22 protein-coding genes are annotated in these 23,608 nt (G+C 66.5%); 12 read left to right on the plus strand and 10 right to left on the minus strand.

The window, feature by feature from the left end; translation table 11 throughout:
- The first annotated feature begins 181 nt into the window (after nt 1-181).
- A complete protein-coding gene (ligD, locus tag QN358_RS09545) occupies nt 182-1,213 on the plus strand; it encodes a non-homologous end-joining DNA ligase (protein ID WP_323512200.1) in 1,032 nt (343 codons plus the stop codon).
- Nucleotides 1,214-1,229: 16 nt separating this feature from the next.
- Here the strand turns inward: ligD and QN358_RS09550 are convergent, their stop codons facing one another.
- From QN358_RS09550 to QN358_RS09565, 4 genes are all read right to left on the minus strand, one after another.
- Complete coding sequence (locus QN358_RS09550) at nt 1,230-2,501, minus strand: acyltransferase (protein ID WP_323512201.1); 1,272 nt, start codon at nt 2,499-2,501, stop codon at nt 1,230-1,232.
- A gap of 49 nt (nt 2,502-2,550) precedes the next feature.
- Nucleotides 2,551-3,603: an ATP-dependent DNA ligase gene (locus QN358_RS09555; protein ID WP_323512202.1), complete on the minus strand. Its 1,053-nt coding sequence runs from the start codon at nt 3,601-3,603 to the stop codon at nt 2,551-2,553.
- Nucleotides 3,604-3,708: 105 nt separating this feature from the next.
- Complete coding sequence (locus QN358_RS09560) at nt 3,709-4,638, minus strand: ferritin-like domain-containing protein (RefSeq protein WP_323512203.1); 930 nt, start codon at nt 4,636-4,638, stop codon at nt 3,709-3,711.
- A 45-nt stretch (nt 4,639-4,683) separates the two neighbouring features.
- Nucleotides 4,684-6,024 (minus strand): LPXTG cell wall anchor domain-containing protein, encoded by a 1,341-nt coding sequence (locus tag QN358_RS09565; protein WP_136642448.1) that lies wholly within the window; start codon nt 6,022-6,024, stop codon nt 4,684-4,686.
- A gap of 311 nt (nt 6,025-6,335) precedes the next feature.
- Between QN358_RS09565 and QN358_RS09570 the strand changes: the two genes are divergently transcribed.
- The 8 genes from QN358_RS09570 to QN358_RS09605 all read left to right on the plus strand — a co-directional run bounded on the left by QN358_RS09570 (nt 6,336) and on the right by QN358_RS09605 (nt 14,464).
- Entirely contained in the window at nt 6,336-7,235 is a 900-nt protein-coding gene (locus QN358_RS09570; protein ID WP_136642447.1) for a DUF4097 family beta strand repeat-containing protein, read from the plus strand.
- The gene (locus QN358_RS09575; RefSeq protein WP_136642446.1) at nt 7,232-7,930 is read left to right on the plus strand and encodes a PadR family transcriptional regulator; all 699 of its coding nucleotides are present in this window, start codon (nt 7,232-7,234) and stop codon (nt 7,928-7,930) included. Before QN358_RS09570 ends, QN358_RS09575 begins: the two co-directional genes overlap by 4 nt.
- 120 nt (nt 7,931-8,050) lie before the next feature.
- Entirely contained in the window at nt 8,051-9,556 is a 1,506-nt protein-coding gene (gene leuC / locus QN358_RS09580) for a 3-isopropylmalate dehydratase large subunit (RefSeq protein ID WP_323512204.1), read from the plus strand.
- 3 nt (nt 9,557-9,559) lie between these two features.
- A complete protein-coding gene (gene leuD / locus QN358_RS09585) occupies nt 9,560-10,156 on the plus strand; it encodes a 3-isopropylmalate dehydratase small subunit (RefSeq protein ID WP_323512206.1) in 597 nt (198 codons plus the stop codon).
- Nucleotides 10,157-10,167: 11 nt separating this feature from the next.
- On the plus strand, nt 10,168-11,568 hold the full coding sequence (gene murA, locus QN358_RS09590) for a UDP-N-acetylglucosamine 1-carboxyvinyltransferase (RefSeq protein WP_136642443.1): 1,401 nt from the start codon (nt 10,168-10,170) through the stop codon (nt 11,566-11,568).
- 10 nt (nt 11,569-11,578) lie between these two features.
- On the plus strand, nt 11,579-12,307 hold the full coding sequence (locus QN358_RS09595) for a lysophospholipid acyltransferase family protein (protein ID WP_323512207.1): 729 nt from the start codon (nt 11,579-11,581) through the stop codon (nt 12,305-12,307).
- Nucleotides 12,307-13,476, plus strand: coding sequence for an NAD(P)H-dependent glycerol-3-phosphate dehydrogenase (locus QN358_RS09600; protein ID WP_323512208.1), 1,170 nt, complete (start codon nt 12,307-12,309; stop codon nt 13,474-13,476). The genes QN358_RS09595 and QN358_RS09600 overlap by 1 nt, the downstream gene beginning before the upstream one ends.
- Complete coding sequence (locus QN358_RS09605; protein ID WP_136642440.1) at nt 13,379-14,464, plus strand: D-alanine--D-alanine ligase family protein; 1,086 nt, start codon at nt 13,379-13,381, stop codon at nt 14,462-14,464. Before QN358_RS09600 ends, QN358_RS09605 begins: the two co-directional genes overlap by 98 nt.
- A gap of 89 nt (nt 14,465-14,553) precedes the next feature.
- Here QN358_RS09605 and QN358_RS09610 read toward each other — a convergent pair whose 3' ends face one another.
- Nucleotides 14,554-15,387 (minus strand): aldo/keto reductase, encoded by an 834-nt coding sequence (locus QN358_RS09610; protein WP_136642439.1) that lies wholly within the window; start codon nt 15,385-15,387, stop codon nt 14,554-14,556.
- Nucleotides 15,388-15,529: 142 nt separating this feature from the next.
- On the opposite strand from QN358_RS09610, the gene QN358_RS09615 reads away from it, so the two are divergent.
- Complete coding sequence (locus tag QN358_RS09615; protein WP_323512209.1) at nt 15,530-17,569, plus strand: M3 family metallopeptidase; 2,040 nt, start codon at nt 15,530-15,532, stop codon at nt 17,567-17,569.
- 86 nt (nt 17,570-17,655) lie between these two features.
- Here QN358_RS09615 and QN358_RS09620 read toward each other — a convergent pair whose 3' ends face one another.
- Together QN358_RS09620 and QN358_RS09625 are read right to left on the minus strand one after the other, a co-directional pair.
- A complete protein-coding gene (locus QN358_RS09620) occupies nt 17,656-18,195 on the minus strand; it encodes a DUF2809 domain-containing protein (RefSeq protein ID WP_323512210.1) in 540 nt (179 codons plus the stop codon).
- 29 nt (nt 18,196-18,224) lie between these two features.
- Nucleotides 18,225-18,884 carry a DUF3515 family protein gene (locus QN358_RS09625; RefSeq protein WP_323512211.1) on the minus strand — a complete coding sequence of 220 codons (660 nt, stop codon included), beginning with the start codon at nt 18,882-18,884 and terminating at the stop codon, nt 18,225-18,227.
- Nucleotides 18,885-18,907: 23 nt separating this feature from the next.
- Between QN358_RS09625 and QN358_RS09630 the strand changes: the two genes are divergently transcribed.
- Together QN358_RS09630 and QN358_RS09635 are read left to right on the plus strand one after the other, a co-directional pair.
- Nucleotides 18,908-20,035, plus strand: coding sequence for a thiamine-phosphate kinase (locus tag QN358_RS09630; protein WP_323512212.1), 1,128 nt, complete (start codon nt 18,908-18,910; stop codon nt 20,033-20,035).
- A gap of 106 nt (nt 20,036-20,141) precedes the next feature.
- Entirely contained in the window at nt 20,142-20,471 is a 330-nt protein-coding gene (locus QN358_RS09635) for an ATP-dependent DNA ligase (protein ID WP_323512213.1), read from the plus strand.
- A gap of 99 nt (nt 20,472-20,570) precedes the next feature.
- Here the strand turns inward: QN358_RS09635 and QN358_RS09640 are convergent, their stop codons facing one another.
- The 3 genes from QN358_RS09640 to QN358_RS09650 all read right to left on the minus strand — a co-directional run bounded on the left by QN358_RS09640 (nt 20,571) and on the right by QN358_RS09650 (nt 23,591).
- Nucleotides 20,571-22,166 (minus strand): MDR family MFS transporter, encoded by a 1,596-nt coding sequence (locus QN358_RS09640; RefSeq protein WP_323512214.1) that lies wholly within the window; start codon nt 22,164-22,166, stop codon nt 20,571-20,573.
- Complete coding sequence (locus QN358_RS09645) at nt 22,163-22,810, minus strand: TetR/AcrR family transcriptional regulator (protein ID WP_136642434.1); 648 nt, start codon at nt 22,808-22,810, stop codon at nt 22,163-22,165. Before QN358_RS09645 ends, QN358_RS09640 begins: the two co-directional genes overlap by 4 nt.
- A gap of 151 nt (nt 22,811-22,961) precedes the next feature.
- On the minus strand, nt 22,962-23,591 hold the full coding sequence (locus QN358_RS09650) for an RsmD family RNA methyltransferase (RefSeq protein WP_136642433.1): 630 nt from the start codon (nt 23,589-23,591) through the stop codon (nt 22,962-22,964).
- Nucleotides 23,592-23,608 lie beyond the last annotated feature (17 nt).

Consider the following 23,608-nt stretch of genomic DNA (forward strand, 5'->3'; position numbering starts at 1 on the left):
CGGTAGCACCCCGCCGCTTGCGGCACCAGCGAAGCGCCGGCCTCCTTCTCGGGGGTCGGCGCTTCGCGCGTCTCGGCAAGCCGTAGACGCACGAAGGGGCTCTGCCTAGGATGGGTCGTCAGACGCCAATGCAGACCCCAAACGTTCCGATCGAAGACCAACCTGAGATGAGGCAGCCGCCGTGGCAAGCGAAGCAACCGTTCTCACCGTCGACGGCCCCGACGGCGAGCGCTCGGTACGGCTCTCGAGCCCGAGCCGCGTGCTCTGGCCCGACCTCGGCCTCACCAAGCTCGACCTCGCGCGATACATCATCGACGTGGGGGAGGCCTTTGTTCGGGCGAACGGCGATCGCCCGGTTTCGCTGCAACGCTTCCCCGAGGGCATCGATGGCGAACAGTTCTTCTCGAAGAACCCGCCCAAGGGGGCGCCAGATTTTGTGCGCTCGGTGATGGTTGTCTACCCGAGTGCGCGCACGCATCCGCAGCTCGTCATCGACGAGCCCGCCGCCGCGGTGTGGGCGGTGCAGATGAACACTGTGGTGTTTCATCCGTGGGCGTCGCGGGCCGAGACCAGCGACTTTCCCGACCAGTTGCGCATCGACCTCGACCCCCAGCCGGGAACCGACTTCGGCGATGCCGTCGGGCCCGCGATCGAACTGCGGAAGGTGCTCGCCGAGGCCGGTCTCGAGGCGTTCGTGAAGACATCCGGAAACCGCGGGCTGCACGTGTTCGCGCCCATCGCGCCCACGCACGAGTTTCTCGAGGTGCGGCACGCGGTCATCGCGGCGGCCCGCGAACTCGAGCGGCGCATGCCCGACCGGGTGACCACGGCGTGGTGGAAAGAGGAGCGCGGCACCCGCATCTTCGTCGACTTCAACCAGGCCAACCGCGACCGCACCATGGCCGGCGCGTACAGCCCGCGCGCCCTGCCGAATGCTGCCGTGTCGACGCCGCTCGACTGGAGCGAACTCGAGAGCGCCGACCCCACCGCGTTCACCATTCGAACTGTTCCCGAACGGCTCCGGATGCTCGGCGACCCCTGGGCCGACATGCACGCGCACCCCGGCACCCTCGACGTGTTGCTCGGCTGGTGGCAGCGCGACCTCGACGCCGGTCTCGGCGAGCTGCCCTTCCCGCCCGACTTCCCGAAGATGCCCGGCGAGCCGCCCCGCGTGCAGCCGAGCCGCGCGAAGAAGCCCGCGTCGCCCGCCTGACCCGCCCCTCTGGGGCTTACAACGCCGCCCTCACCCGGCCCGGCCAGCGGCCGAGCATCAGCACTGCCGCCCCGAAGAACACGGCCCCGAGTACCGCGAACGGCAGGTCGAGAGACCACTGCATGACACAGAACGCCGGCACGAACGTCAGGGCGGCGGCCAGCGCCACCACGGTGCCGGGCGGCCGTGCCCCCACCTCGCGTGGTACCTCCCACCGCCCCACGATGAATGACAGCCCGATGAGCGCCAGCATCACGATGACGAAGAACACGGGCCGCGACCACCACCACGCCGTGCTGCCGGGCGGCGGGCTGGCACCCGGGATGAGCAGCGTCACCCCCGACAGCGCGATGATCAGCGGCAGGTGCCACAGGTAGATGGTCATCAGCCGCGACCCGATCACGAACACGAAGGCACGGGCAGCGTGCGTGTTCATGAGCGCCGCGAGTGCCGGGCGAATCAGGCACAGGATGCACGCCTGCCCCAGCGCGAGCAGAACCAGTGGCAGCGTGGGCGGGTTCAGGTTCGTGAGCATGTCGGTGCTGTACGGGCCGAGCTGCGTGAGCGGAACGAGTGCCGCGTAGCTGAGCGCTGCAATAGCGATCAACTGCCAGGCGCGGCGCGCCCTGAACCACCCGTCGGCGTACCAGAAGCCCAGCTGCTGAACCAGCAGCCAGACGAACACGAGGTTGACCAGGCCGACTCCGTCGGCGTGCAGGGTGTACCGCAGGGCATCCACCAGCACGGCGCCGGCGAGCAGTACCACGAGTGTGCGCCCCGGTGCGCGGGCGTGCAGGCCCGCCATCGTGGGTACGAGTGCCTGGCAGAGCGTGTAGGCGGCGAGAAACCAGAGCGGCAGGCCGGCGCCGACAACGACCACGTCGAGCAGCTGCGGGTCGATGCCGATGGCGCGGGCTCCGGCGATCACCACCACATAGAAGAGGAACAGCGGCAACGCCGGCTGGGCCAGCCGCAGCACCCGGGTGCGCACGTAGTCGGCGGCAGTGCCGCCGCGCCGCTGCAAACTGCGCCACGCCGTGAGGCTCGCGAACCCGCCCACCACGAAGAAGAGCGGCATGATCTGGCCGGCCCACGTGACCGGCGCGAACCACGCCTGGTCTTCGAGGGGGCGAGACACGATCAGGTCGCCACCCGGGCCGAAGCCCACACCCACCATGAGCAGATGGATGACGACCACCAACAGAACGCAGAACACCCGCGCGATGTCGAGCGTCAGGTCGCGCTTCGAGAGGTCGATCGACGACGTCGTCGTTGTGGCAGAACTCATGCGCCGATCTTATCGTCAGTGAGCAACTGTCAGAGAAAGGAACTCGCGCTCAGGCCAGCACCTCGTTGAGGTCGTAGCTCACCGGGCGCTCGAGCTGCTCGAAGGTGCACGAGCGGGCGTCGCGGTCGGGCCGCCAGCGGTCGAACTGGGCCGTGTGCCGAAATCGCTGCCCTTCCATCTGGTCGTAGCGCACCTCCACCACGAGCGTCGGGTCGAGTCGCACGAACGACACGTCTTTGCTGCCGGAGAAGCGGCTGCGCTCGGTCGCGCCGCGCACCGGGTCGCCCTTCGCGTCGCGCGTGACGAGTGGAGCGAGCTCGTCGATGAGCTCGCGGCGGCGCACGTCGGTGAATGCCGAGATTCCGCCCACGTTCGCCAGGGCGCCGTCGGCGGTGTACAGCCCGAGCAGCAGTGAGCCGACGCCAGTACCGCTGGTGTGCATCCGGTAGCCCAGCACCACCACGTCGGCGGTTCGGTGGTGCTTCACTTTGAGCATCACCCGCTTGTTGGGCGCGTACGCTGCGGCGAGCGGCTTCGCCACCACGCCGTCAAGGCCCGCGCCCTCGAATTCGACCAGCCAGCGGGCAGCGAGTGCCGGGTCGGTGGTGGTCTGGCTGAGGTGCACCGGATGCCCGAGCCCACCCACCAGCTCGTCGAGTGCGGCCCGGCGCTCGCCGAACGGTCGCTCGAGGTAGCTCTCGTCACCCGCGCCGAGCAGGTCGAACGCCACGAACATCGCCGGAGTCGCCACCGAGAGCGTCGCGACCCGGCTCGCAGCAGGATGGATGCGCTGCGACAACGCCTCCCAGTCGAGCTTCTCGTGCCCCTTTTCGCCCGAGCGCACCACGATCTCGCCGTCGAGCACGCACGGCCCCGGCAGCAGCCGGGTGAAGGCCTCGACGAGTTCGGGAAAGTACCGGGTGAGCATCTTCGACCCGCGACTGCCGATCTCGACCGTCTCGCCGTCGAAGTAGACGATGGCCCTGAACCCGTCCCACTTCGGTTCGTAGCTGAGGGCGCCCAGCTTGCCGCCCTGCTCGGGCACGGCGTCGACGGCTTTGGCGAGCATGGGGGCGATGGGGTCGGCAGCGGAGGGCATCATGCATCGATCATGCCGCAGCAGAACGCGGCGCAACAGGGGTGTGACCAGGCAGAGGAAAGGCCCCCGCCGTGAGGCGAGGGCCTTTCGATCAGTTGGTTGTGAGCCCTAGTTCGACGCCGCACTCGTGGTGAGGTCGCCGTTCAGCCCGGCCGGGAAGAACCCGCCCTTGCTGACCGATGCCGAGTTCAGGTAGACGATGTTGAGAACCTGGCCGGGCGTGCGGCTGTACGTGATGCCGTTCTTGTCGGTCGGCACCAGGTTCGCAACACCGTTCACAGTGATGCCCTGGTCGTCGCTCGTGGGGCCATCGAGGCTGTCGCGAGCGGCCGAGATCTTGTTCACGATGCCCTGAACGTCGACGCCCTGGTTGTAGAGCGAGGTGCGGATGATGCCGGCGTGGTAGGCCTCGACCGAGAGGATGCCGGCCGCGGCTTCGAGGTACGTCGCGTTGGTGATGAGCGGTGCCGCACCCTTGTATGCCGTGACTCCGACGTCTTCGAAGACGAATGCGCCGATCAGAAAGTTGATGTCGCTTGCGTACGGGTCGAACGTCTGGCCTGCGGTGATCACGCCGGCAGCGGTTGCCGCAGCCGTGAATGCAGCGTTGATGTCGATCGCGGGGCGGGCGACAGCAGCTGAGCCGAGCGCACCGCGAAGAAAGGCGACGTGAGCCTTCTCATCGGCAGCGATCTCCTTGGCGTAGGCGGCCACGGCCGGAATCTTGAAGTCGACGGCGCGGCCGCCGCTGACGCCGCCGAGAGTGCCCTTGCCGCCGGTGAGGCTGTTCGGCAGGCCCGAACCGGTCACGGCGCGCAGGTAGAACTCGGCCTCGAGGTATTCGAGGTTCAGCGCGAAGTTCAAGATGGTGCCGTCGCTGATGCCGGTTGACGCAGCCGCGTTGGCCGCCGTGGGGGCCAGAAGCGAGGCCCCGAGTCCGAGTCCGCCGATACCGGCAGCCGCCAGCAGCTTGCGCCGGTCGAGTTTGGTCTCAGCGCTTCGGGCGATGGCGTTTTTGATGAATGATTCGTCGAACATTTTCAGCTCCAGAGTATTTTCGTTGCAGGTGAACGTGCGAGGTGACTAGATGGTTGCTTTGCGACGACGAGCCAACACAAGGCCGCCACCCACAAGGAGGAGCACGCCGGCGAGCGAGCCGATACCAATACCGTCAAGACCGGTGTTGGCGAGGGTGCCGGTGCCAGTCGATGTGCCGGTGCCGGTCGAGCTGCTGTTCGAACCGGTCGACACAGCAGGAGCCGTGGCGGTGGGGGTGGGAGTTGCCACCGGGTCAGCCGTCGCAGTGAAGGTGCCCGTGATCGTACGGCCGGTGAGCGCACCCGTCAGAACGACCGAGTAGACGCCGGTGGGGGCATTCGCGGCCAGTACCAGGGTGTCGGTGTAGCTGCCGTCGGTGTCACTGGCGAAGAGGTGGTCGGCACGGGTTCCGCCGAGCACGACGGGGGCACCCGACGGGTCGGTGACCGCGACGGTCACTTCTTCTGACGTGTTGAAACCGGTTGCGGCAACGCTCACACCGGCAGCAGCGCTCTGGCTGACCGTCTCAGTGCTCGGATTGAGCACGATGCTCAACGGAATCAGCGGTACCGGTGCGGTCGCGAAGAAGAACACCACGGCCTGGCGACCAGCACCGGGAATCGGCTTGCCCTGGGCGTCGGTGTTGAACACGAGCACCCGAACTCCGGTGTTGACGCCGTCAGAGGTGGCGGTTCCTGCACCGGGCTCCAGCTGGCTGAAATCGGTGACGATCGAGAACGTGCCCAGCGCATCGATGGTGCCGGTTCCGGCAACCGCGTCTTTACCGCCGCGGCCGTTGTAGTCGATCTCGACGAGGCTGCCCGGTGTGCCGGTGCCCTTGAAGGTGGGGGTGGAGGTGGTGACGGTCTCGCCAACCGTGGGGGAGGTGACCGTGAAGGCTGGCACGACGGTGACCGGCGCGGTCTTGGTGGTGAATGTCAGTGGCACGGATGCGACCACCGTTGCCGCGTCGTTGTCAGTGACCTCTTCGACGATCACATTGATTGTGCTGACGTTGGGCGCGTACTTCTCGAAGTTTGCGTTCGCACTCCAGTCGCCGGGGTTGTCGCCGGCCATGGTGCCCGAGTTGACCGCCGGGGTGTCGAGGGTCGCGCTGCCGGCGGCGGCGTACAACACCTGCACGGTGTCGCCGTCGGCAAGGCCGGTGCCAGTGAAGGTGACGGTCGAGCCACTGATGGCGACGTTGATCTGGCCGTTGGTCGGCGACGTGACGACGAACGGGTCTGCCGCAAAGGCGGCCGGTGCCAGTGCGAGCGCGGGAGCGACGACGACGGCTGCTGCCGTGCCGAAGATCGCCAATCGCTGGCCGACCGTTCGTGCTCTGGCGCGTGTTGTGGCGCGCTGGGGTAGGGAATTACCTCGCATGGGGGCTCCTGGTTTGTAAGCGACAAAGGAAGAAGCGCCCCCTGCGACGGCGGCATCGAGATGAATGTAGCGCACAGCGTATTCACATGTCACGTGTTTTTTCTGCAGCCAAGCTTCTGTCGGTATGCGCTATGCTGCGCCCGATGTTGCACCACTGTGCGGCTTGTGAGCAGCTTGTGGCCCTACTCAAACGCGATATAGCTTGACAGAGAGCATCGCGCGAGCGTAACGTCATCAGTGTCAGACGCGATATATCGCGAACGGCACCGTGCGACATGCAACAGGCGGCGCGGGCATCGAGAGGAATCGGCATGGCGCTGGAGAAATGGCTCGTGAACGGGCCCAAAATCATCGATCTCGAACTCGTGCGCTCGGTGAAGATCAGCCTCATCGCGGGCAAGATCGACATCATCGGCCACGATGAGCCGGGTGCGCGTGTGGAGGTACACGGCGTTTCAGGCAAAGACCTCAAGGTGTCGATCACGGGTGATCAGCTCGAAATCGATCATCCGCAGTTGCGATGGGACAACTTCATCGACGTCTTCGCCTCCTTCCGCGGCTCGGCCCAGGCTGACATCAGCCTCCTCGTTCCGCGTGACGTTGCGGTGAAGATGGGTGTCGTGTCTGCCTCAGCACTGGTCTCGGGTCTCACCACCGACGCCCGCATCAGCACGGTGTCGGGCGATGTCGTGGTCGACTCGATGACGGGTTCGCTCGAACTCAACTCGGTGAACGGCGAGCTGTCGGTGAGCGGGCACAGGGGTTCGGTGGCGGCGCGCACAGTGACCGGCGACATCACGGTGAGCGGAACGGTTCCCACGTTCTCGGCCGATGGTGTTTCGGCCGCGGTCTTTCTCGACCTCGACGGTGAGGTAGATGTGCTGACCAACAACACCGTGTCGGGTGACTTCACGGTGCGGCTCGACCCCGGCTTCGGCGCTCGCTTCAACGTCAACACGGTTTCGGGCGTACTGAACCTCGACGGCTCGACCTTTCGTTCCACCCGCGGCCGCGGCAACAACTTCACGACCGGCTCGCTCGACGGCCGATTCGTCGAGGTGCGCGCCAATTCGGTGTCGGGTGACATCACCACCATCAGGCGTGCGGATGCCCAGGCCGACTCTGGCGGCGCCGCAGCGTCTGACGTTCCCGCCGAGAACGCCGCGCCTGCCGAAAGCACCGCGCCTGCCGAATCGGAGGCCTCCGCGTGAACCCCGTCTTCGGCCACGGACACCTTCGGCTGTACATCCTGAATCTGCTGAGCGAGCATCCGTTTCACGGCTACGAACTGATGCAGTCGCTGAGCGAACGCTTCGGCGGCACCTACAGCCCGAGCGCCGGCACCATCTACCCGCGGCTGTCGAAGCTCGAAGAAGAAGGCTTGGTCACCAAGTCGTCTGACGGCCGCAAGACCACGTACGTCATCACTGATGCAGGGCGCGCCGAGCTCGCTGCTCGCCGGGCCGAACTCGATTCGATCGAAGACAGCGTCACCGATTCGGTGCGCCTGCTCGCCGACGGCGTTCGTGCCGGCGTCACGGCGGCCATGAAGAGCCTGCGGGCCGACCTTGCGTCGGCTGCGCGCGACTCCGCAGACCCCCGGAGTGGCCACACCACGGGCAACACGGAGTCGACCGAGGGTCAGACCGATACAAGCTCAGGCGAAGAGGCTGCGCCGGCGGCGACCGGCACCCCCGCAGCAGCACCCACTGCCGAGCAGCGGCGCAGCGCCAGCGGTGACGCGGTGCGAGAGGCAGAAGTCGCGCTCACTGCATTCCGTTCCGCGGTGCGCACCGACCTGCGCACCCACGCGGCCACCGGTTCCGTCTCCGCCGAGGCCGTGCGCGCCTTCACCGAAGACCTGCGGCACGCCCGCGCCACACTGCGCTCGAACCTGGGCGGCTGAGCCCGCCCCGTCTCGAGCGCAGTCGTGTGAAAAGGTGCGTCTGTGTGTGCACGGGAATCAATTCGAAGCCACGCGGTTAGAATGAGCGGATAGTTACCCGAGCATTTCAAAGGTGGAAACATGTCAGAACCCAGGGGCCGAACCCTTGCCGAGAAGGTGTGGGACGACCATCTGGTCGTCAAAGGCGAAGACGGCACCCCTGACCTTCTCTACATCGACCTCCACCTCGTGCACGAGGTCACCAGCCCCCAGGCCTTCGACGGCTTGAGGGTGGCCGGGCGCCCGGTTCGCCGCCCCGACCTCACCATCGCCACCGAAGATCACAACACCCCCACTCTTGCCATCAACAGGCCGATCGCCGACCTGACGAGCCGTACACAGATCGACACGCTGCGTACGAACGCGAAAGAGTTCGGAATTCGGCTGCATTCCCTGGGCGACGTGGAGCAGGGCATCGTTCACGTGGTGGGCCCTCAGCTCGGTCTCACCATGCCCGGTATCACCGTGGTCTGCGGCGACTCACACACCTCCACCCACGGCGCTTTCGGTGCCATGGCATTCGGCATCGGCACCAGCGAGGTTGAGCACGTTCTCGCCACGCAGACTCTGCCGTTGAAGCCGTTCAAGACCATGGCCATCACCGTCGAGGGCACGCTTCGCCCGGGTGTCACGGCCAAAGACATCATTCTCGCAGTGATCGCGAAGATCGGCACCGGTGGCGGGCAGGGCTACGTGCTCGAGTACCGTGGGTCGGCCATCCGGGCTCTCTCCATGGAGGGGCGTATGACCATCTGCAACATGTCGATCGAGGCCGGTGCCCGTGCGGGAATGGTGGCGCCCGACCAGATCACGTTCGACTACCTCGAGGGTCGGCCGCACGCGCCTGCCGGCGACGACTGGGTCGAGGCGCTCGAGTACTGGAAGACGCTCGAGACCGACGACACCGCGGTGTTCGACGCCGAGGTGTTCTTGAACGCCGACGAGCTCGAGCCGTTCGTGACCTGGGGCACCAACCCGGGCCAGGGTGTCTCGCTCAGCGAAAACGTGCCCGACCCGTCGCTGATCGTCGATGCCAATGACCGCGCCACTGCCGAGCGCGCGCTCGAGTACATGGCGCTCACGGCCAATACGCCCATGAAGGAGATCGCGGTCGACGCGGTGTTCATGGGCTCGTGTACCAACAGCCGCATCGAAGACCTGCGCGCGTTCGCCTCGGTCATCAAGGGCCAGAAGAAGGCCGAGAATGTGCGGGTCATGGTGGTTCCGGGCTCCGCGCGGGTACGCATCGAGGCCGAAGCCGAGGGCATCGACAAGATCGTCGAAGCGTTCGGGGCCGAGTGGCGCTTCGCCGGGTGCTCGATGTGCCTCGGAATGAACCCCGACCAGCTCGCGCCGGGCGAGAGGTGTGCATCCACATCGAACCGCAACTTCGAGGGCCGCCAGGGCAAGGGCGGGCGCACCCACCTGGTGTCACCGCTGGTCGCTGCGGCCACGGCGATTCGCGGCACGCTGTCGAGCCCGTGGGATCTCGAGCAGGGTGAACCCGGCGGCGAACTCGCGGCCGGCAAACTTTCAGCCGGCGAACTCGCCGCAGCCGGTTCTGCAACCACTCCGAAGGCGGTCTGAGTCATGCACGCAGTATCGATCATCACCGGGGTCGCCATGCCGCTCGCGCGGTCGAACGTCGACACCGACCAGATCATCCCGGCCGTCTTCCTGAAGCGTGTCACCAAGACGGGCTTCGAAGACGCCCTGTTCTACGGATGGCGCCAAGACCCCGATTTTGTGCTCAACGCGCCCGAATTCGTCGGCGCGAAAGTGTTGGTGGCGGGCCCCGACTTCGGTACCGGCTCGTCGCGCGAACACGCCGTGTGGGCGCTTCGCGACTACGGGTTCCAGGCGGTTCTGAGCTCTCGGTTCGGCGACATCTTTCGCGGCAACTCAGGCAAGCAGGGCCTGCTCGCGGCCGAACTCACCGAGGCCGACATCGAGAAGGTCTCGGCGGCCATCGACGCCGAGCCGGGCCGTGACATCAGTGTCGACCTGACGACCAAGACCGTTTCGATCGGCGACCTCACGCTGCCTTTCGAGATCGACGATTACACTCGGTGGAGGCTGCTCGAAGGTCTCGACGACATCGGGCTCACACTGCGAAGTGAAGCGCAGATCACAGAATTCGAAAGCCGCAGACACAGTTGGCGGCCGAAGACCCTCCCAGTGAAGTAGGCAGCACCTCTATGAACACCATCCTCCAAGATACTCAGAAGCACGAAGCCCAGAAGCTCGATGCCCAGAAGGCAGCGGCTCACGTCGGCCTCCTCTCCGACACGATCATCGTGAACGGTGGCCGGCCGCTCCGCGGCCGTATCGACGTGCGCGGGGCGAAGAACCTGGTCACCAAAGCCATGGTCGCGTCGTTGCTCGGCGATACGAAAAGCGTGCTCCGCGACGTGCCCGACATCAGCGACGTGCACGTGGTGTCGCGACTGCTCGAGATTCACGGCGTCGAGATCACGGGCAGCCCCGAATCGGGCATCCTCGTGTTCGACCCCGCCAATGTGGCCATCGCCCAGAGCGCCGAGATCGACGCGCTGTCGGGTTCGAGCCGCATCCCCATCCTGTTCTGCGGGCCGCTGCTGCACCGCCTCGGCCACGCGTTCATTCCCGACCTCGGCGGTTGCCGCATCGGCGACCGCCCCATCGACTTTCACCTCGACGCGCTTCGCGCCTTCGGTGCCGTGGTCGACAAGCTGCCGAGCGGCATCAACATCACCGCTCCCAACGGCCTGACCGGTGCCAACATCGAGCTGCCCTACCCGAGCGTCGGAGCCACCGAGCAGGTTCTGCTCACCGGGGTTCGCGCAAAAGGCATCACCGAGCTGAAGAACGCGGCCATCGAGCCCGAGATCATGGATCTCATCGCTGTTCTGCAGAAGATGGGTGCGATCATCTCAATCGAGCCCAACCGTGTCATTCTCATCGAAGGTGTCGACAGCCTGAAGGGCTACGACCACCGGGCGCTGTTCGACCGTAACGAGGCCGCGAGCTGGGCATCCGCTGCCCTCGCGACCAAGGGCGACATTTTCTGCGTGGGTGCCAAGCAGCAGGAGATGATGACGTTTCTGAACGTGTTCCGCAAGATCGGCGGGGCGTTCGACATCGAAGAAGACGGCATTCGCTTCTACCACCCGGGCGGCGACCTCAAGCCCGTCGTCATCGAGACCGACGTTCACCCGGGCTTCATGACCGACTGGCAGCAGCCGCTTATCGTCGCGCTCACGCAGGCCGTGGGCACCTCCATCGTGCACGAGACGGTCTACGAAGACCGCTTCGGCTTCACCGAGGCGCTCGTTGAGATGGGCGCCGACATCGAGGTGCACAAGAACGGCCTCGAAGGCGGCTACCGCCGGGTACCTCGCCGCGCGCTCGAGCAGGCGGCGGTCATCACGGGCCCCACCAAGCTGCACGGTGCCGACATCGAGGTTCCCGACCTGCGCGGTGGCTTCAGCCACCTCATCGCGGCACTCACCGCCCAAGGTCAGTCGCGGGTCAGCAACGTGGGCCTCATCAGCCGTGGCTACGGCGACTTCGCCGGCAAACTGCAGAAGCTGGGAGCCGACTTCTCCTTCGCGGCGTAACGGCCACACGGTGCCTTCAGAAAAGACACTGTCGTTTCGGCTGCTCGCCGCACCGGTGATTCCGGTGATCGCGGCGCTCTGTCGGCTTGAGGTTCAGGATGCCCACCACCTGCCCCGCACCGGGTCGTTTGTGCTGACCCCCAACCATTACAGCGACATCGACCCGGTCGTCATCGGCTGGTCGGTGTGGCGGCTGGGGCGGGTGCCCCGGTTTCTCGCGAAGGCATCGCTGTTCAGCGTGCCCGTGCTCGGCTGGGCGCTGCGGCAGATTCGACAGATCCCGGTCGAGCGTTCCGGGCGCACGCACGGTAACAACCCGCTGACGGCGGCCCACGACCTCACGGCGATGGGAGAGGGCGTCATCGTGTACCCCGAGGGCACGCTGACGCGCGACCCCGGGCTCTGGCCCATGCGCGGCAAGAGCGGCGCGGTGCGTATTGCGCTCGAGAATGAGTTGCCTATCATCCCTGTCGCCCACTGGGGCACGCAGGCGGTGCTGCCGCGATGGAGCAAGAAGATCAGCCTGTTTCCGCGCAAGACGATTCACATCAAGTACGGCCCCGCCGTCGACCTCGACCGATTTCGCGGTGGTGCGCTCAGCCAGGCCGCGCTACTCGAAGCGACCGGGCTCGTGATGGATGCCATCACGAAGCTACTCGAAGACCTGCGCGGCGAAACCGCGCCGCCCGAGCGGTGGAACCCGGCAGAGCATTCGCAGACCGAGTACGGGGCACTGTAATGGCACGTACGGAACGAGTTGCCCGCGTGGCGCGGGGCAAGCGGGGGCTGGTCGCTGTTCCGACGTGCGCCGTCACCGTTCTGGGGGCGGGGAGTTGGGGTACGACGTTCGCCAAGATCCTGGCCGACGGGGGCAGCGACGTCACACTGTGGGCACGCCGCCCCGAACTCGCCCGCGAGATAACCGAGGGCAAGCGCAACAGCGACTACCTGCCGGGCGTGAACCTGCCGCAGAGCATCCGGGCGACCGCCGACCTCGCCGATGCGGTGGGGCAGTCGTCGATGGTGTTCGTGTCGATTCCGAGCCAGACGCTGCGCTCGAACCTCGCTGCTCTGGCGCCGCTGATCGGGCCGGACACCGTGGTGGTGAGCCTGATGAAGGGCGTAGAGAAGGGCACAGGCCTCCGCATGAGTGAGGTGCTCGAGCTGGGCCTCGGTATCGATCGCGACCGGCTCGCCGTGGCATCCGGCCCCAACCTCGCACTCGAGATCGCCCGGGAACAGCCCACGGCCGCCGTCGTGTCGTCGGCGAGTCTCGGCACGGCCGAGTCGGTCGCCATGGTCGCGAGCAATCGCTACTTTCGTTCGTTCGTCAACACCGACGTCATCGGCACCGAGTTCGGGGGAGTGCTGAAGAACCTCATCGCGGTGGCCATCGGAATCGTCGACGGCGTGGGCTATGGCGAGAACACAAAGGCCTCGATCATCACGCGCGGCCTCGCCGAGATGACCGATTTCGCTGTGGCGTACGGCGGGCGGCCCGAGACGATGTCGGGGCTGGCCGGGCTCGGCGACCTCATCGCGACCGCGAGCTCGCCGCTGTCACGCAACAACACCGCCGGGCGGCTGCTCGGCCAGGGCTACAGCTTCAGCGACGTGGTCGAGCGCATGCACCAGACCGCGGAGGGTCTGTCGTCTGTCGCGCCGATTCTCACCCTCGCGGCAGCGCGCGGGGTCGACATGCCCATCGTGCAACAGGTCAGCCAAGTGCTTGCCGGTACGCTGAACCCGCGAGATATTGCACCTCATCTCACAACAGACTCACTCGAACCCCAGGGCGAAAGGCCGAACGATGGCAGACAAAACCGTGGTGGCTCTGCTCTTCGGCGGCCGTTCCAGCGAGCATTCGATCAGCTGCGCAACGGCCGGCGGGGTTCTCCAAGCGATTGACCGGTCGCGGTACGACGTGATTCCCATCGGCATCACGGCCGACGGCGCGTTCGTGCTCGAAGACGACAACGCGGCGAAGTTCGCACTCGACCCGCAGAAGCTGCCCGTGGTGCTCGACAACGGTTCGCGCGTGCGGTGGCCCGAGAGTGCTTCGTCGCGTGAGCTCACGGTTCTGGATGCCCGGGGCCAGTCGCGCTCGCTCGGCCAGGTCGACGTGGTGTTCCCCATCCTGCACGGCCCGTACGGAGAAGACGGAACCATTCAGGGGCTGCTCGAACTCGTGGGGCTGCCGTATGTGGGCGACGGAGTGCTCGCGTCGGCGCTCGGCATGGACAAACACTTCACCAAGACGGTTCTCGCCCAGGCCGGTATTGCCGTTGCTCCGTGGCACACGGTGACGGCCAGGCAGTGGGCTTCGGCGCCCGCTGCTGTCTCCGAGCTCGTGAGCGAGCTCACCCTGCCCGTGTTCGTGAAACCGGCCCGCGCGGGGTCGTCGGTCGGTGTGAGCAAGGTCAAAGACTGGTCAGAGCTCTCGGCTGCCATGGCGGGGGCGCTGACCGAAGACGACCGAGTGCTGATCGAAGAGGGCATCGTCGGGCGTGAAGTCGAGTGCGGGGTACTGGGGGGCCGCGCCGGGGGGCCTGCCCGGGCATCCGTTGCCGGCGAGGTGGTCATGACGGGCCGCGAGTTCTACGACTTCGACGCGAAATACCTGGGAGCAGCGGGCATCGAATTGGTGTGCCCGGCCGACCTCACGGCAGAGGAGCTCGGCGAGATGCAGTCACTGGCCGTGCGGGCGTTCGACGCGATCGGCGGCGCGGGGCTCGCGCGGGTCGACTTCTTTCTGACGCCCACCGGGTTCGTGGTGAACGAGATCAACACGATGCCGGGGTTCACCCCGATCTCGATGTTTCCCGCGTGCTGGATCGCCTCGGGCGTCACCTACCCCGAGATCATCGACGAGCTCATCGCACTGGCCCTCGAGTAGCCCGCCCTGCTGACCCCCTGACCCCTGCCCCCCGGCCACGATGAGGTGGAAGGGGAGCGAGGGGCGGGCAGGGGGAGCGTACGGCGAGGTCAGCTGGGGATGTAGTTGAACTCGTCGGGGTTGGGGCCCGTGCGCTCGTCGCGGTTCAGAGCGGTGATGGCGGAGATGTCGGCTTCGGTGAGCTCGAAGTCGAACAGGGCGAAGTTCTCTTCGACGCGTGAACGAGTCACCGACTTCGGAAAGACGATGTCGCCGCGCTGGATGTGCCAGCGCAGGGTGACCTGGGCGGTCGACTTGCCGATGCGGTCGGCGATGGCCACGATGGCGGGGTCGTCGAGCACCTTGCCCTGGGCGATGGGCGACCAGGCTTCGGTGGCGATACCGTTTGCAACGCCGAACTCGCGCAGGGCATCCTGTGTCAGGTACGGGTGCACTTCGATCTGGTTCACAACAGGAACGATGTCGGTCTCGGCGAAGAGGCGCTCGAGATGGTGCTGCTGAAAGTTCGAGACACCGACTGACTTGACGCGGCCGCTGGCGAGCATCTCCTGCATGGCCTTCCACGTTTCGACGTAGTCACCCACGGCGGGTAGCGGCCAGTGGATGAGGAACAGGTCGAGGTAGTCGAAACCGAGCGCCTCGAGGGTGCCGTCGAACGCTTTCAGCGCAGCGTCGCGCTCGTGGAAGCCGTTGTTGAGCTTGCTCGTGACGAAGATGTCTTCGCGCGCAATGCCGGAGGCCGCAACGGCCTCGCCGACCTCTTTCTCGTTGCCGTACATCTCGGCGGTGTCGATGTGGCGGTAGCCAACTTCGAGCGCCGCCAGGGTCGCAGCCTTTGTCTCGTCGGGTTTGATCTGAAAGACGCCGAACCCGAGCTGGGGAATCTGCACGCCGTTGTTGAGGGTCACGTTGGGAACTGTCATACGTCAACGCTATTCCCTGTCGGCCGTCGACACGAACTGCGGCGCGGGGCTTGCGAATTCGGCCCGAGGCGGGGAACTCGCAGCCAGGGCTGTGCAACCCGGCAGCCATATCCTCTGCTGTGCTCGGCCATAGGCTGGGCCCATGACGAACCCGTTCTTCGAGCCGAGCACTCTGCTCTACCAACTGCCCGATTTCGGGGCGATCACCGATGAACACTACCGGCCTGCGTTCGAGCGGGGCATGGCCGAGCATCTCGCCGAGGTCGAGGCGATAGTGACGGCACCGGATGCCCCCACCTTCGCCAATACGCTGATTCCGCTCGAGCGGAGCGGCCAGATGCTATCACGCGTCGCGACCGTGTTCTTCAATAAGGCGTCGGCCGACAGCAACGACACGACGAACGCACTCGAAGAAGAGTTGGCGCCGAAGCTCGCCGCCCACGCAGACGCGCTGCGACTCGACTCGCGGCTGTTCGCGCGCATCAAGGCGGTGCGGGCGTCAGCGGAGTTCGGTGGTGCCGGCGGCCTCGACGCAGAGTCGCGGTACCTCGTCGAGCGTTACCTCGCTGAGTTCACGCAAGCCGGCGCCGGGTTGGGCGACGCCCAGAAACAGCAGCTGCGGGAGTACAACCGGCGGCTCTCTGAGCTCACGACGAAGTTCGAGAAGAACCTGCTGGCCGAGACCAACGCGCTGGCCCTGGTCATCGATGACGTGACCGAGCTCGAGGGGCTCGGTGCGGGCGAGATCTCCGCTGCTGCGGAGGCTGCGGCAGAGCGGGGGCTGCCGGGCAAGTGGGTGGTGACGCTCGTGCTGCCGACCGGGCATCCGTACCTCGCGTCACTCACCGACAGACGTGTGCGCGAACGACTCTTCACCGCGTCACGGTCGCGGGGTAACCGCGGGGGTGAGTTCGACAACCGCGACCTGGTGCTCGAAATCACCCGGCTGCGCGCTCTGCGGGCGGGCCTGCTCGGTTTCGAATCGCACGCGGCCTTCGTTACGTCAGATGAGACGGCCGCAACGCCTGCGGCTGTGGATGCCCTGCTGCGCCGGCTCGCACCGCCGGCGGCCCGCAATACCCGTGTCGAGCAGGCCGCGCTACAGCGCCTATTCGGTGGCGAATACGTTGTCGAGGCGTGGGATTGGGCGTACCTCACCGAGAAGCTGCGCAAGGCTCGGTTCGACGTCGACACCGCCGAGATGCGGCCCTACTTCGAGGCCGAGCGGGTGCTCCGCGACGGGGTCTTCTTCGCGGCGAACAGGCTCTACGGAGTGACCTTCACCGAACGCGCCGACCTGCGGGCGTACCACCCCGAGGCGCGCGTGTTCGAGGTGCACGACGAAGGCGGTTCGGCGGTGGGGCTCTACGTGCTCGACCTCTACACGCGCGACTCGAAGCGCGGCGGGGCCTGGATGAACTCGTTGGTGTCGCAGAGTGCCCTGCTCGGGCATCCGGTGATCGTCACCAACAACCTCAATGTTCCCAAGCCCGCCGAGGGCACACCCACGCTGCTCACGTTCGACGAGGTGAACACGTTCTTCCACGAGTTCGGGCACGCTCTGCACGGGTTGTTCGCACGCGTGACCTACCCGAAGTTCTCGGGAACAAGCGTGTTTCGCGATTTCGTCGAGTTTCCGAGCCAGGTCAATGAGATGTGGATGCTCTGGCCCGAGGTTCTGGCGAACTACGCGGTGCACCACCTCACCGGCGAGCCCATGCCGGCCGAACTCGTGGCGAAGGTGCAGGCGTCGGCGGGGTTCAACGAGGGGTTCGCCACCTCTGAGTACCTCGCTGCGGCGCTGCTCGACCAGGCGTGGCACCGGCTCGGGGCGGGCGATGCGGTCGAGGATGTGGCGGCCTTCGAGGCTGCGGCGCTTGCCGGTTTCGGGCTCGGCAACCCGGCTGTTCCGCCGCGGTACTCGAGCACATACTTCGCGCACACGTTCTCAGGCGGATACGACGCCGGCTACTATTCCTACATCTGGAGCGAGGTGCTCGACGCTGACACTGTGGAGTGGTTCACCGAGAACGGCGGCCTCACGCGCGCCAACGGTGACCGCTTCCGTCAGCGCCTGCTCGGCGTCGGCGGCTCCCGCGACCCGCTTGAGGCCTACCGCGACTTCCGCGGACGCGACGCCGACATCGCGCCCCTCCTCGCCCGTCGAGGCCTGACCCCCTGACGTCCTCACCTCTCCCGCCCGCCGCTCGCCGCCCTGCCCTCTCGATGGCCGATCGCCGATGGATGCGGCGGGGCGGTGAGGCGGTGTCAGTGGGGGCGGCGTGCGTGGAGGAGAGGATGCCCGGCCAGGGTTGAGACGGCGACATCGGCGAGCAGGGCGAGGGTGACGCCGACGGCGTAGGCGGCGAGGTCGGTCGGCGCGAAGGTGCTGCCGAGCACGAGTGCGGCGGGCGGGAAGGCGGCGTCGATTCGCGCCGGTAGGTCGGTGAGCTGCAGAAACTCGATGATCCAGCAGAATGCCAGGGCGAGACCTGCGGCGAGAAGCCTCGGGCTCTGTCTGACGGTCAGGATCAGCGCGAGGAGCAAGTAGATGAGCGCTGCGTAAAGTGCATCACCGCTGGCGTCGAGGATCCACGCCCACGTGCTCGATCTACCGCCGATCCAGCCGCTGCCGAACCAGCCCGAACCGAACCAGCCCGAACCGAACCAGCCCGAACCGAACCAGCCCGAACCGAACCAGCCCGAGCCGAGCGACCCCGATGCGAGCCATTCCGCGGCGTTGTAATGCACGATGAGTCCCGCGGCGACGGTGGCCGCGGCGGCAATGGCAAGCGCGGTGCGACGCATCCTCCGCCTCGGCGGTCGAGTGTGCAGGATCAGCCCGCAGCGGCCGGGGGCGTGGTCTCGATGATGAAGGGCGCTGTCGTGTCGGTGGGCGCCGGGGTGGGCACTGTTGTGGTGCCAGTGCCAGTGCCAGTGCCAGTGCCAGTGCTGCCGGCGGTCGGCGCCGGGGTGGGCGCCGCAGTGCCGGTGGAGGAGCCGATGGGGGTGCCGCCGGCGCCGAGCACGTCGTTGGCGTCGACGCACTTATTGGTCTGGGGGGTGGCCGCGAAGGCGCTCTGCAGATCGACGAGGGCCGTCACAGCCGAGACGGCGTTGGAGTCGACGATGACCTGCGTCGCGGGTGTGCGACCGAACGTGGTGAAGGTGTACGACGGGGCCTGCGAGTCGTCTTCGATCCAGTCGATGCCCGAGATGGTGTCGCAGGGCAGCGTTGTGGGGCCATACGGTTGCACCCCGCAGCGCAGGAGTATCGAGGCGGGCGAGCCCCACGCGGCTGTCGCCTGCGCGTTCGTCTGGCGGAGGCTCTCGCTCGCGACCGAGTCGGGCAGGCGCACCATCACTTCGGCGCAGCCCGGATCGGTGGCGTTGGCCGCCGGGTCGAGCGCGACGGTGGGTGTGCAGCCGGTGACGACGACGGCGAGAAGACCGGCCAGAAGGGCGCCAGGAACCAGGAGGCGTTTGCGGGTGAACATCACCGACAGGCTACCGTTTAGAAATGAGTACTCACGGGGCAGACCTTCAGCTTTCACCGCCGACCGATACTCTCTCGTCGGTCGGCGAGGTTGAGGCCTTGAAGCGCATCTTCCCGCGGTTGCCCGCGGCTTCGGGCGCTCTGCTCGGCCCGGGTGACGACGCCGCGGTCGTGGCGGCACCGGATGCCCGGTTCGTCGTCACCACTGACATGATGATTCACGGGCCCGACTTTCGTCTCGCGTGGTCGACCCCGCACGACCTGGGCTGGAAGGCGGCGATCACCAATCTCGCCGATGTTGCGGCGATGGGAGCCGTTCCCTCTGCCCTCGTCGTTGCGATCGCGGCCCCGCTCGACACCCCTGTCGCCACGCTCGAAGGTATCGCTGACGGCCTCCGAGATGCCTGCGCGGCGCACGCGCCGGGCACCGGCGTGGTGGGTGGTGATCTCTCGGTGTCGAACACGCTGACGCTGGCCGTCACCGCCTTCGGTTCGCTTGAGGGCCGTAAGCCTGTTGTGCGATCGGGAGCCGCCGTGGGGGACACGGTGGCGGTCGCCGGCGAACTCGGCCGTGCCGGCGCGGGCATCTGGTTGCTGTTCGCCGAGGGCACGAGCGTGCTCCCCACGCGCCCCGACAAAACGGCCCCGCCAGCATCTGAGCAATTGCCCGAACCCCAGGCTCAGCCAGACGCCGAACTCGGACGGAAGCTGCGCGAGCAGCACCCCGAACTGGTGGAGGCCCAGCTCGCGCCCACCTCGCCCCTCGACGCCGGGCGCCGCGCGGGAACCGCCGGGGCGACCGCGATGCTCGATGTGTCTGACGGCCTGATTCTCGACGCGGGGCGCATCGCGCTGGCCAGTGGGGTGTCGATTGAGTTTCTGCATGACGCCATCGAAGCCGAAGCAGAGTCACTTCGTGCGCTCGACCCCGTGGTCGGTGCACAAGCGCGTGACTTTGTGCTCTGTGGAGGAGAAGATCACGCCATGCTCGCGACGTTCTCATCCGGCGCGGCCCTGCCAGAAGGCTTCCGGATGATCGGTGTGGTCACCGAGCGCACACCCGGGCATCCACTTGTCACTGTTGGCGGCGAGGCGTATGTGCGGCCCGGCGGCTGGGATCCGTTCAGCGACTGGAACGGCGCCACCGGCTGAGCGCCGTCGGCTACCCCCACCACAGCGCGACAACCAGCCAGCGTGCCCGCTACAATTTCTGGATGCCGCGCGAACGAAGCGCAAGACCGTCGCAGCATCGACGCAGGTGAACGGAGCCACACGCACGATGGGCAAGCTGATCTACGGGAGCCCCGGAACCGACATCGACTTCGACGACCGAGTTCTCGCTCACCTCCGTGTTGTCATCGTGACGAAACTCCGGCGCGGCGAATCGTTCACCATGCAGTACGCCTCCGGCCTCGATTCGGGTGCCGGGCACGGCTCGCTGTGGATGCATCCTTCGATTCCGCTGCAGTTCAGGTTCTACGGCAGCAAAGAGCCCTCCCTGAACCGTGCATGGATAGAGGCGCTCATGCTCGGCGCCAGCACGACGGTCGGCCTGCAACTGCTGCCCGAGCCAGACCCCCAGCACTGACTCCGAGCGAGACCCCAGCACGCACCTCTTCCAGTGCGGCCAACGCGCGTGAGGGGGCAGCCGGCCCGAAAGCCTGCCGCCCCCACACGAGGTACTGCGTTACCGCTCTGCTGAACCGACGCCGTCGAACTCGAGCGACTGTGCCAGTGGCACCGGGTCGCGCTCGATGGTCGTGGCCAGCGGCTTCTCTTTCACGAACACCAGCAGCACGGTCGCCACCAGCACCAGCGGAACCATGTAAAGGAACACCGGCGTCAGAGCGTCGTTGTAGGCGCCCACGATGATGTCCCGCACAGCCGACGGCAGGCCTCGAACGAGGTCAGGCGTGAACGAGTTGCTGCCACCTGCGTTGCCGGCTCCGGCGGGCATCCGCTCGCTCAGCAGCGACGTCAACTTGGCGACGAACAGCGAACCGACAACGGCCGAACCGAGCGAGGCCCCGATCTGGCGAAAATAGTTGTTCGACGCGGTCGCCGTACCCACTTCACGCTGCGGGAACGAGTTCTGAACGATGAGAATCAGAATCTGCATGCACATGCCGAGCCCGATGCCCATGATGGCAAGGTAGGCGCAGATGATCCAGACCGGCATTCCAGCGGTCATGGTCGACAGCAACCCGAGGGCCACCGCGGTGATGATCGTTCCGACGATGGGCAGGAACTTGTAGTGACCGGTGCGGCTCACCAGCTGGCCCGAGCCGATCGAGGTGATCAACAGTCCCGCCATCAGCGGGATGAGCAGCAGCCCGGCCTGGGTGGCCGTGGCGCCGGTGACCATCTGCATGTAGGTCGGCAGGTAGGCGAGGGCACCGAACATCGCGATACCGATGATGAGACCGGCGATCGTGGTGAGGTTGAAGTTACGGTCTTTGAACAGGTGCGGCGGCATGATCGGTTCTACGGCCCGGCGCTCGACCATGATGAAGGCGATCGCGGCCACCACAGTGCCGGCGATGAGGCCGATGATGGTGGGCGAATCCCAGGCGTAGGTGTTTCCGCCCCAGGTCGTGGTCAGCACGAGGCCGGTCGACGCGAGTGCGAGCAGCACCATTCCGGGGAAGTCGATGCGCGGTTTCTGCTGCCCACCTTTCGGCAGGTGCAGAAACATGACTGCCGAGAGGATAGCGAGGATGCCCAGGGGAATGTTCATCCAGAAGCCCCAACGCCACCCGGGCCCTTCGGTGAACCATCCACCGAGAAGGGGGCCGGCAACCGATGAGAGTGCGAACACGCCGCCCATGATGCCCATGTACTTGCCGCGCTCGCGGGCCGGTACGACGTCAGCGATGATGGCCTGCGACAGAATCATGAGGCCACCGCCGCCCAGGCCCTGAATGGCGCGACCAACGATGAGCTGGCCCATGTCGGGTGCCAGGCCGCCCACGACAGAGCCGACGATGAAGAGGCTGATCGCGGCGATGAACAGGCCCTTGCGGCCGATGAGGTCGCCGAGCTTGCCGTACACCGGCAACATGATCGTCGACGCGAGGATGTACGCGGTGGTGACCCACAGCATGTACTGAACCCCGTTGAGCTCGCCGACGATCGTCGGCAGCGCGGTGCTGAAGATGGTCTGATCCAGCGATGCCAGAAGCATCGTCACCATCAGGCCGGCGAAAACCAGCAGGATGTTGCGTTTGGCTGCCGGGTCGGCCGCAGGAGTTGCCACGGCTTTGGGCGAAATTGTGGTGGTCATTGGATTTTCTTCGTTACCTCTCTGACGAGCGAGATCGCTCGTGTTTCAATCTGTTCTGGGTCTGCCGTGCTGCCGGCAGCCACCCACTCTTTGATCACGACGCGGGCCGCCCCGCTGCAGAGCGCGAGCAGCAGCTCGGCTGAGGCGGCGAGATCGGCATCGGCGGCCGATTCGACGTCGGAAGCGAATGTCTTGTCGGCCCTCACGAGTGTCTGGATGGCCGCCGTCATCTGACCGGCCATGCGGGTGAACTGCGCGATGTGACGGCCGAGGAGTTCGGGGTGCGCCTGAACGATCTCCATTCGCATGGCGTGCAGGTCGGAGTTGGCAATCGTGGGGCCGATGACCCCGAACACCAGCTTCATGATCGACTCGACGAGGTCGGCCCCGTCGTAGCGGGCGATGTGCAGAGCGACGACTTCTTCGGTCAGCACAGCATCGCGAAGGCCGAGAATGGCGTCTTCTTTGCTGTCGAAGTAGTTGAAGAAGGTGCGCGACGACACGTCGGCCGCTTCGCTGATGGCGTCGACCGTTGCGGCAGCGAGGCCGTCGCGTGCGACGAGCTCGACGGCGGCCCGCTCGAGGTTGGCCCGTGTCTCTGCGCGCTTCTTGTCGCGAAGGCCCAACGGGGGAGATACTGTCATGGGTCAATTGTTGCGCAATGTGCAAAGTTTCGCAACTGCAATGTTGCTGTACTGCAAATTTGCGACAATGTAATTTTGCTTAGCCTGCAATTTCACCGAAAACTCGGCGCGATTGCAGGCCCGGCACGCCCACCATTCCCGGCTGTTCGACTCAGCTGGGCGTGATCCAGTACAGCACCGTCTCCCCGTAGTCTTTGCGGCGGTCGAGAATCAGGCTCGCCGGCAGCGCCGGCTCGGGCGAGCGGGAGCTGCGCTCGAGCACCACATCGGCACCGGGTGTCAGGTGCGGAGCGAGCAGCGTGAGCGCCTCGGTGATCTCCGCCTCGCTGAGGTCGTAGGGCGGGTCGATGAAGACCACGTCGAACGTCGAGACGGTCTGGCCGAGAAAGGCCACCACCGACTGGGTTGCCACATGGATGCGCGGGCTCGCGCTCGGCGGCCTGCCGACGCCGCGCTTGGCCGGCGCGTTCGGGCCGCCGCGCGGAGTGGGCCGCGTGGCCATCGCGGCCTTCTGAACCAGCGCCACGTTCGCCTTGATCACGCGAACAGCCGCGGGCGCTCGCTCGACGATCGATGCTTCGGCGGCGCCCCGGCTCACGGCTTCGAGCGCGAGCGCGCCAGAGCCGGCGTACAGGTCGAGCACCGACGAGCCCCCGAGAATGCCGCGGGAGTCGAGCGCCGAGAAGACGGCCTCCCGCACACGATCGCTGGTGGGGCGCGTGCCGGCGGGCGGCACGGCCAGCCGCTGCGAGCCGGCGAACCCGGCGATGATGCGGGTCATCGGGTGACCCCGGCGGC

The organism is Subtercola sp. RTI3 (assembly GCF_035018625.1).
Classification (GTDB): domain Bacteria; phylum Actinomycetota; class Actinomycetes; order Actinomycetales; family Microbacteriaceae; genus Subtercola; species Subtercola vilae.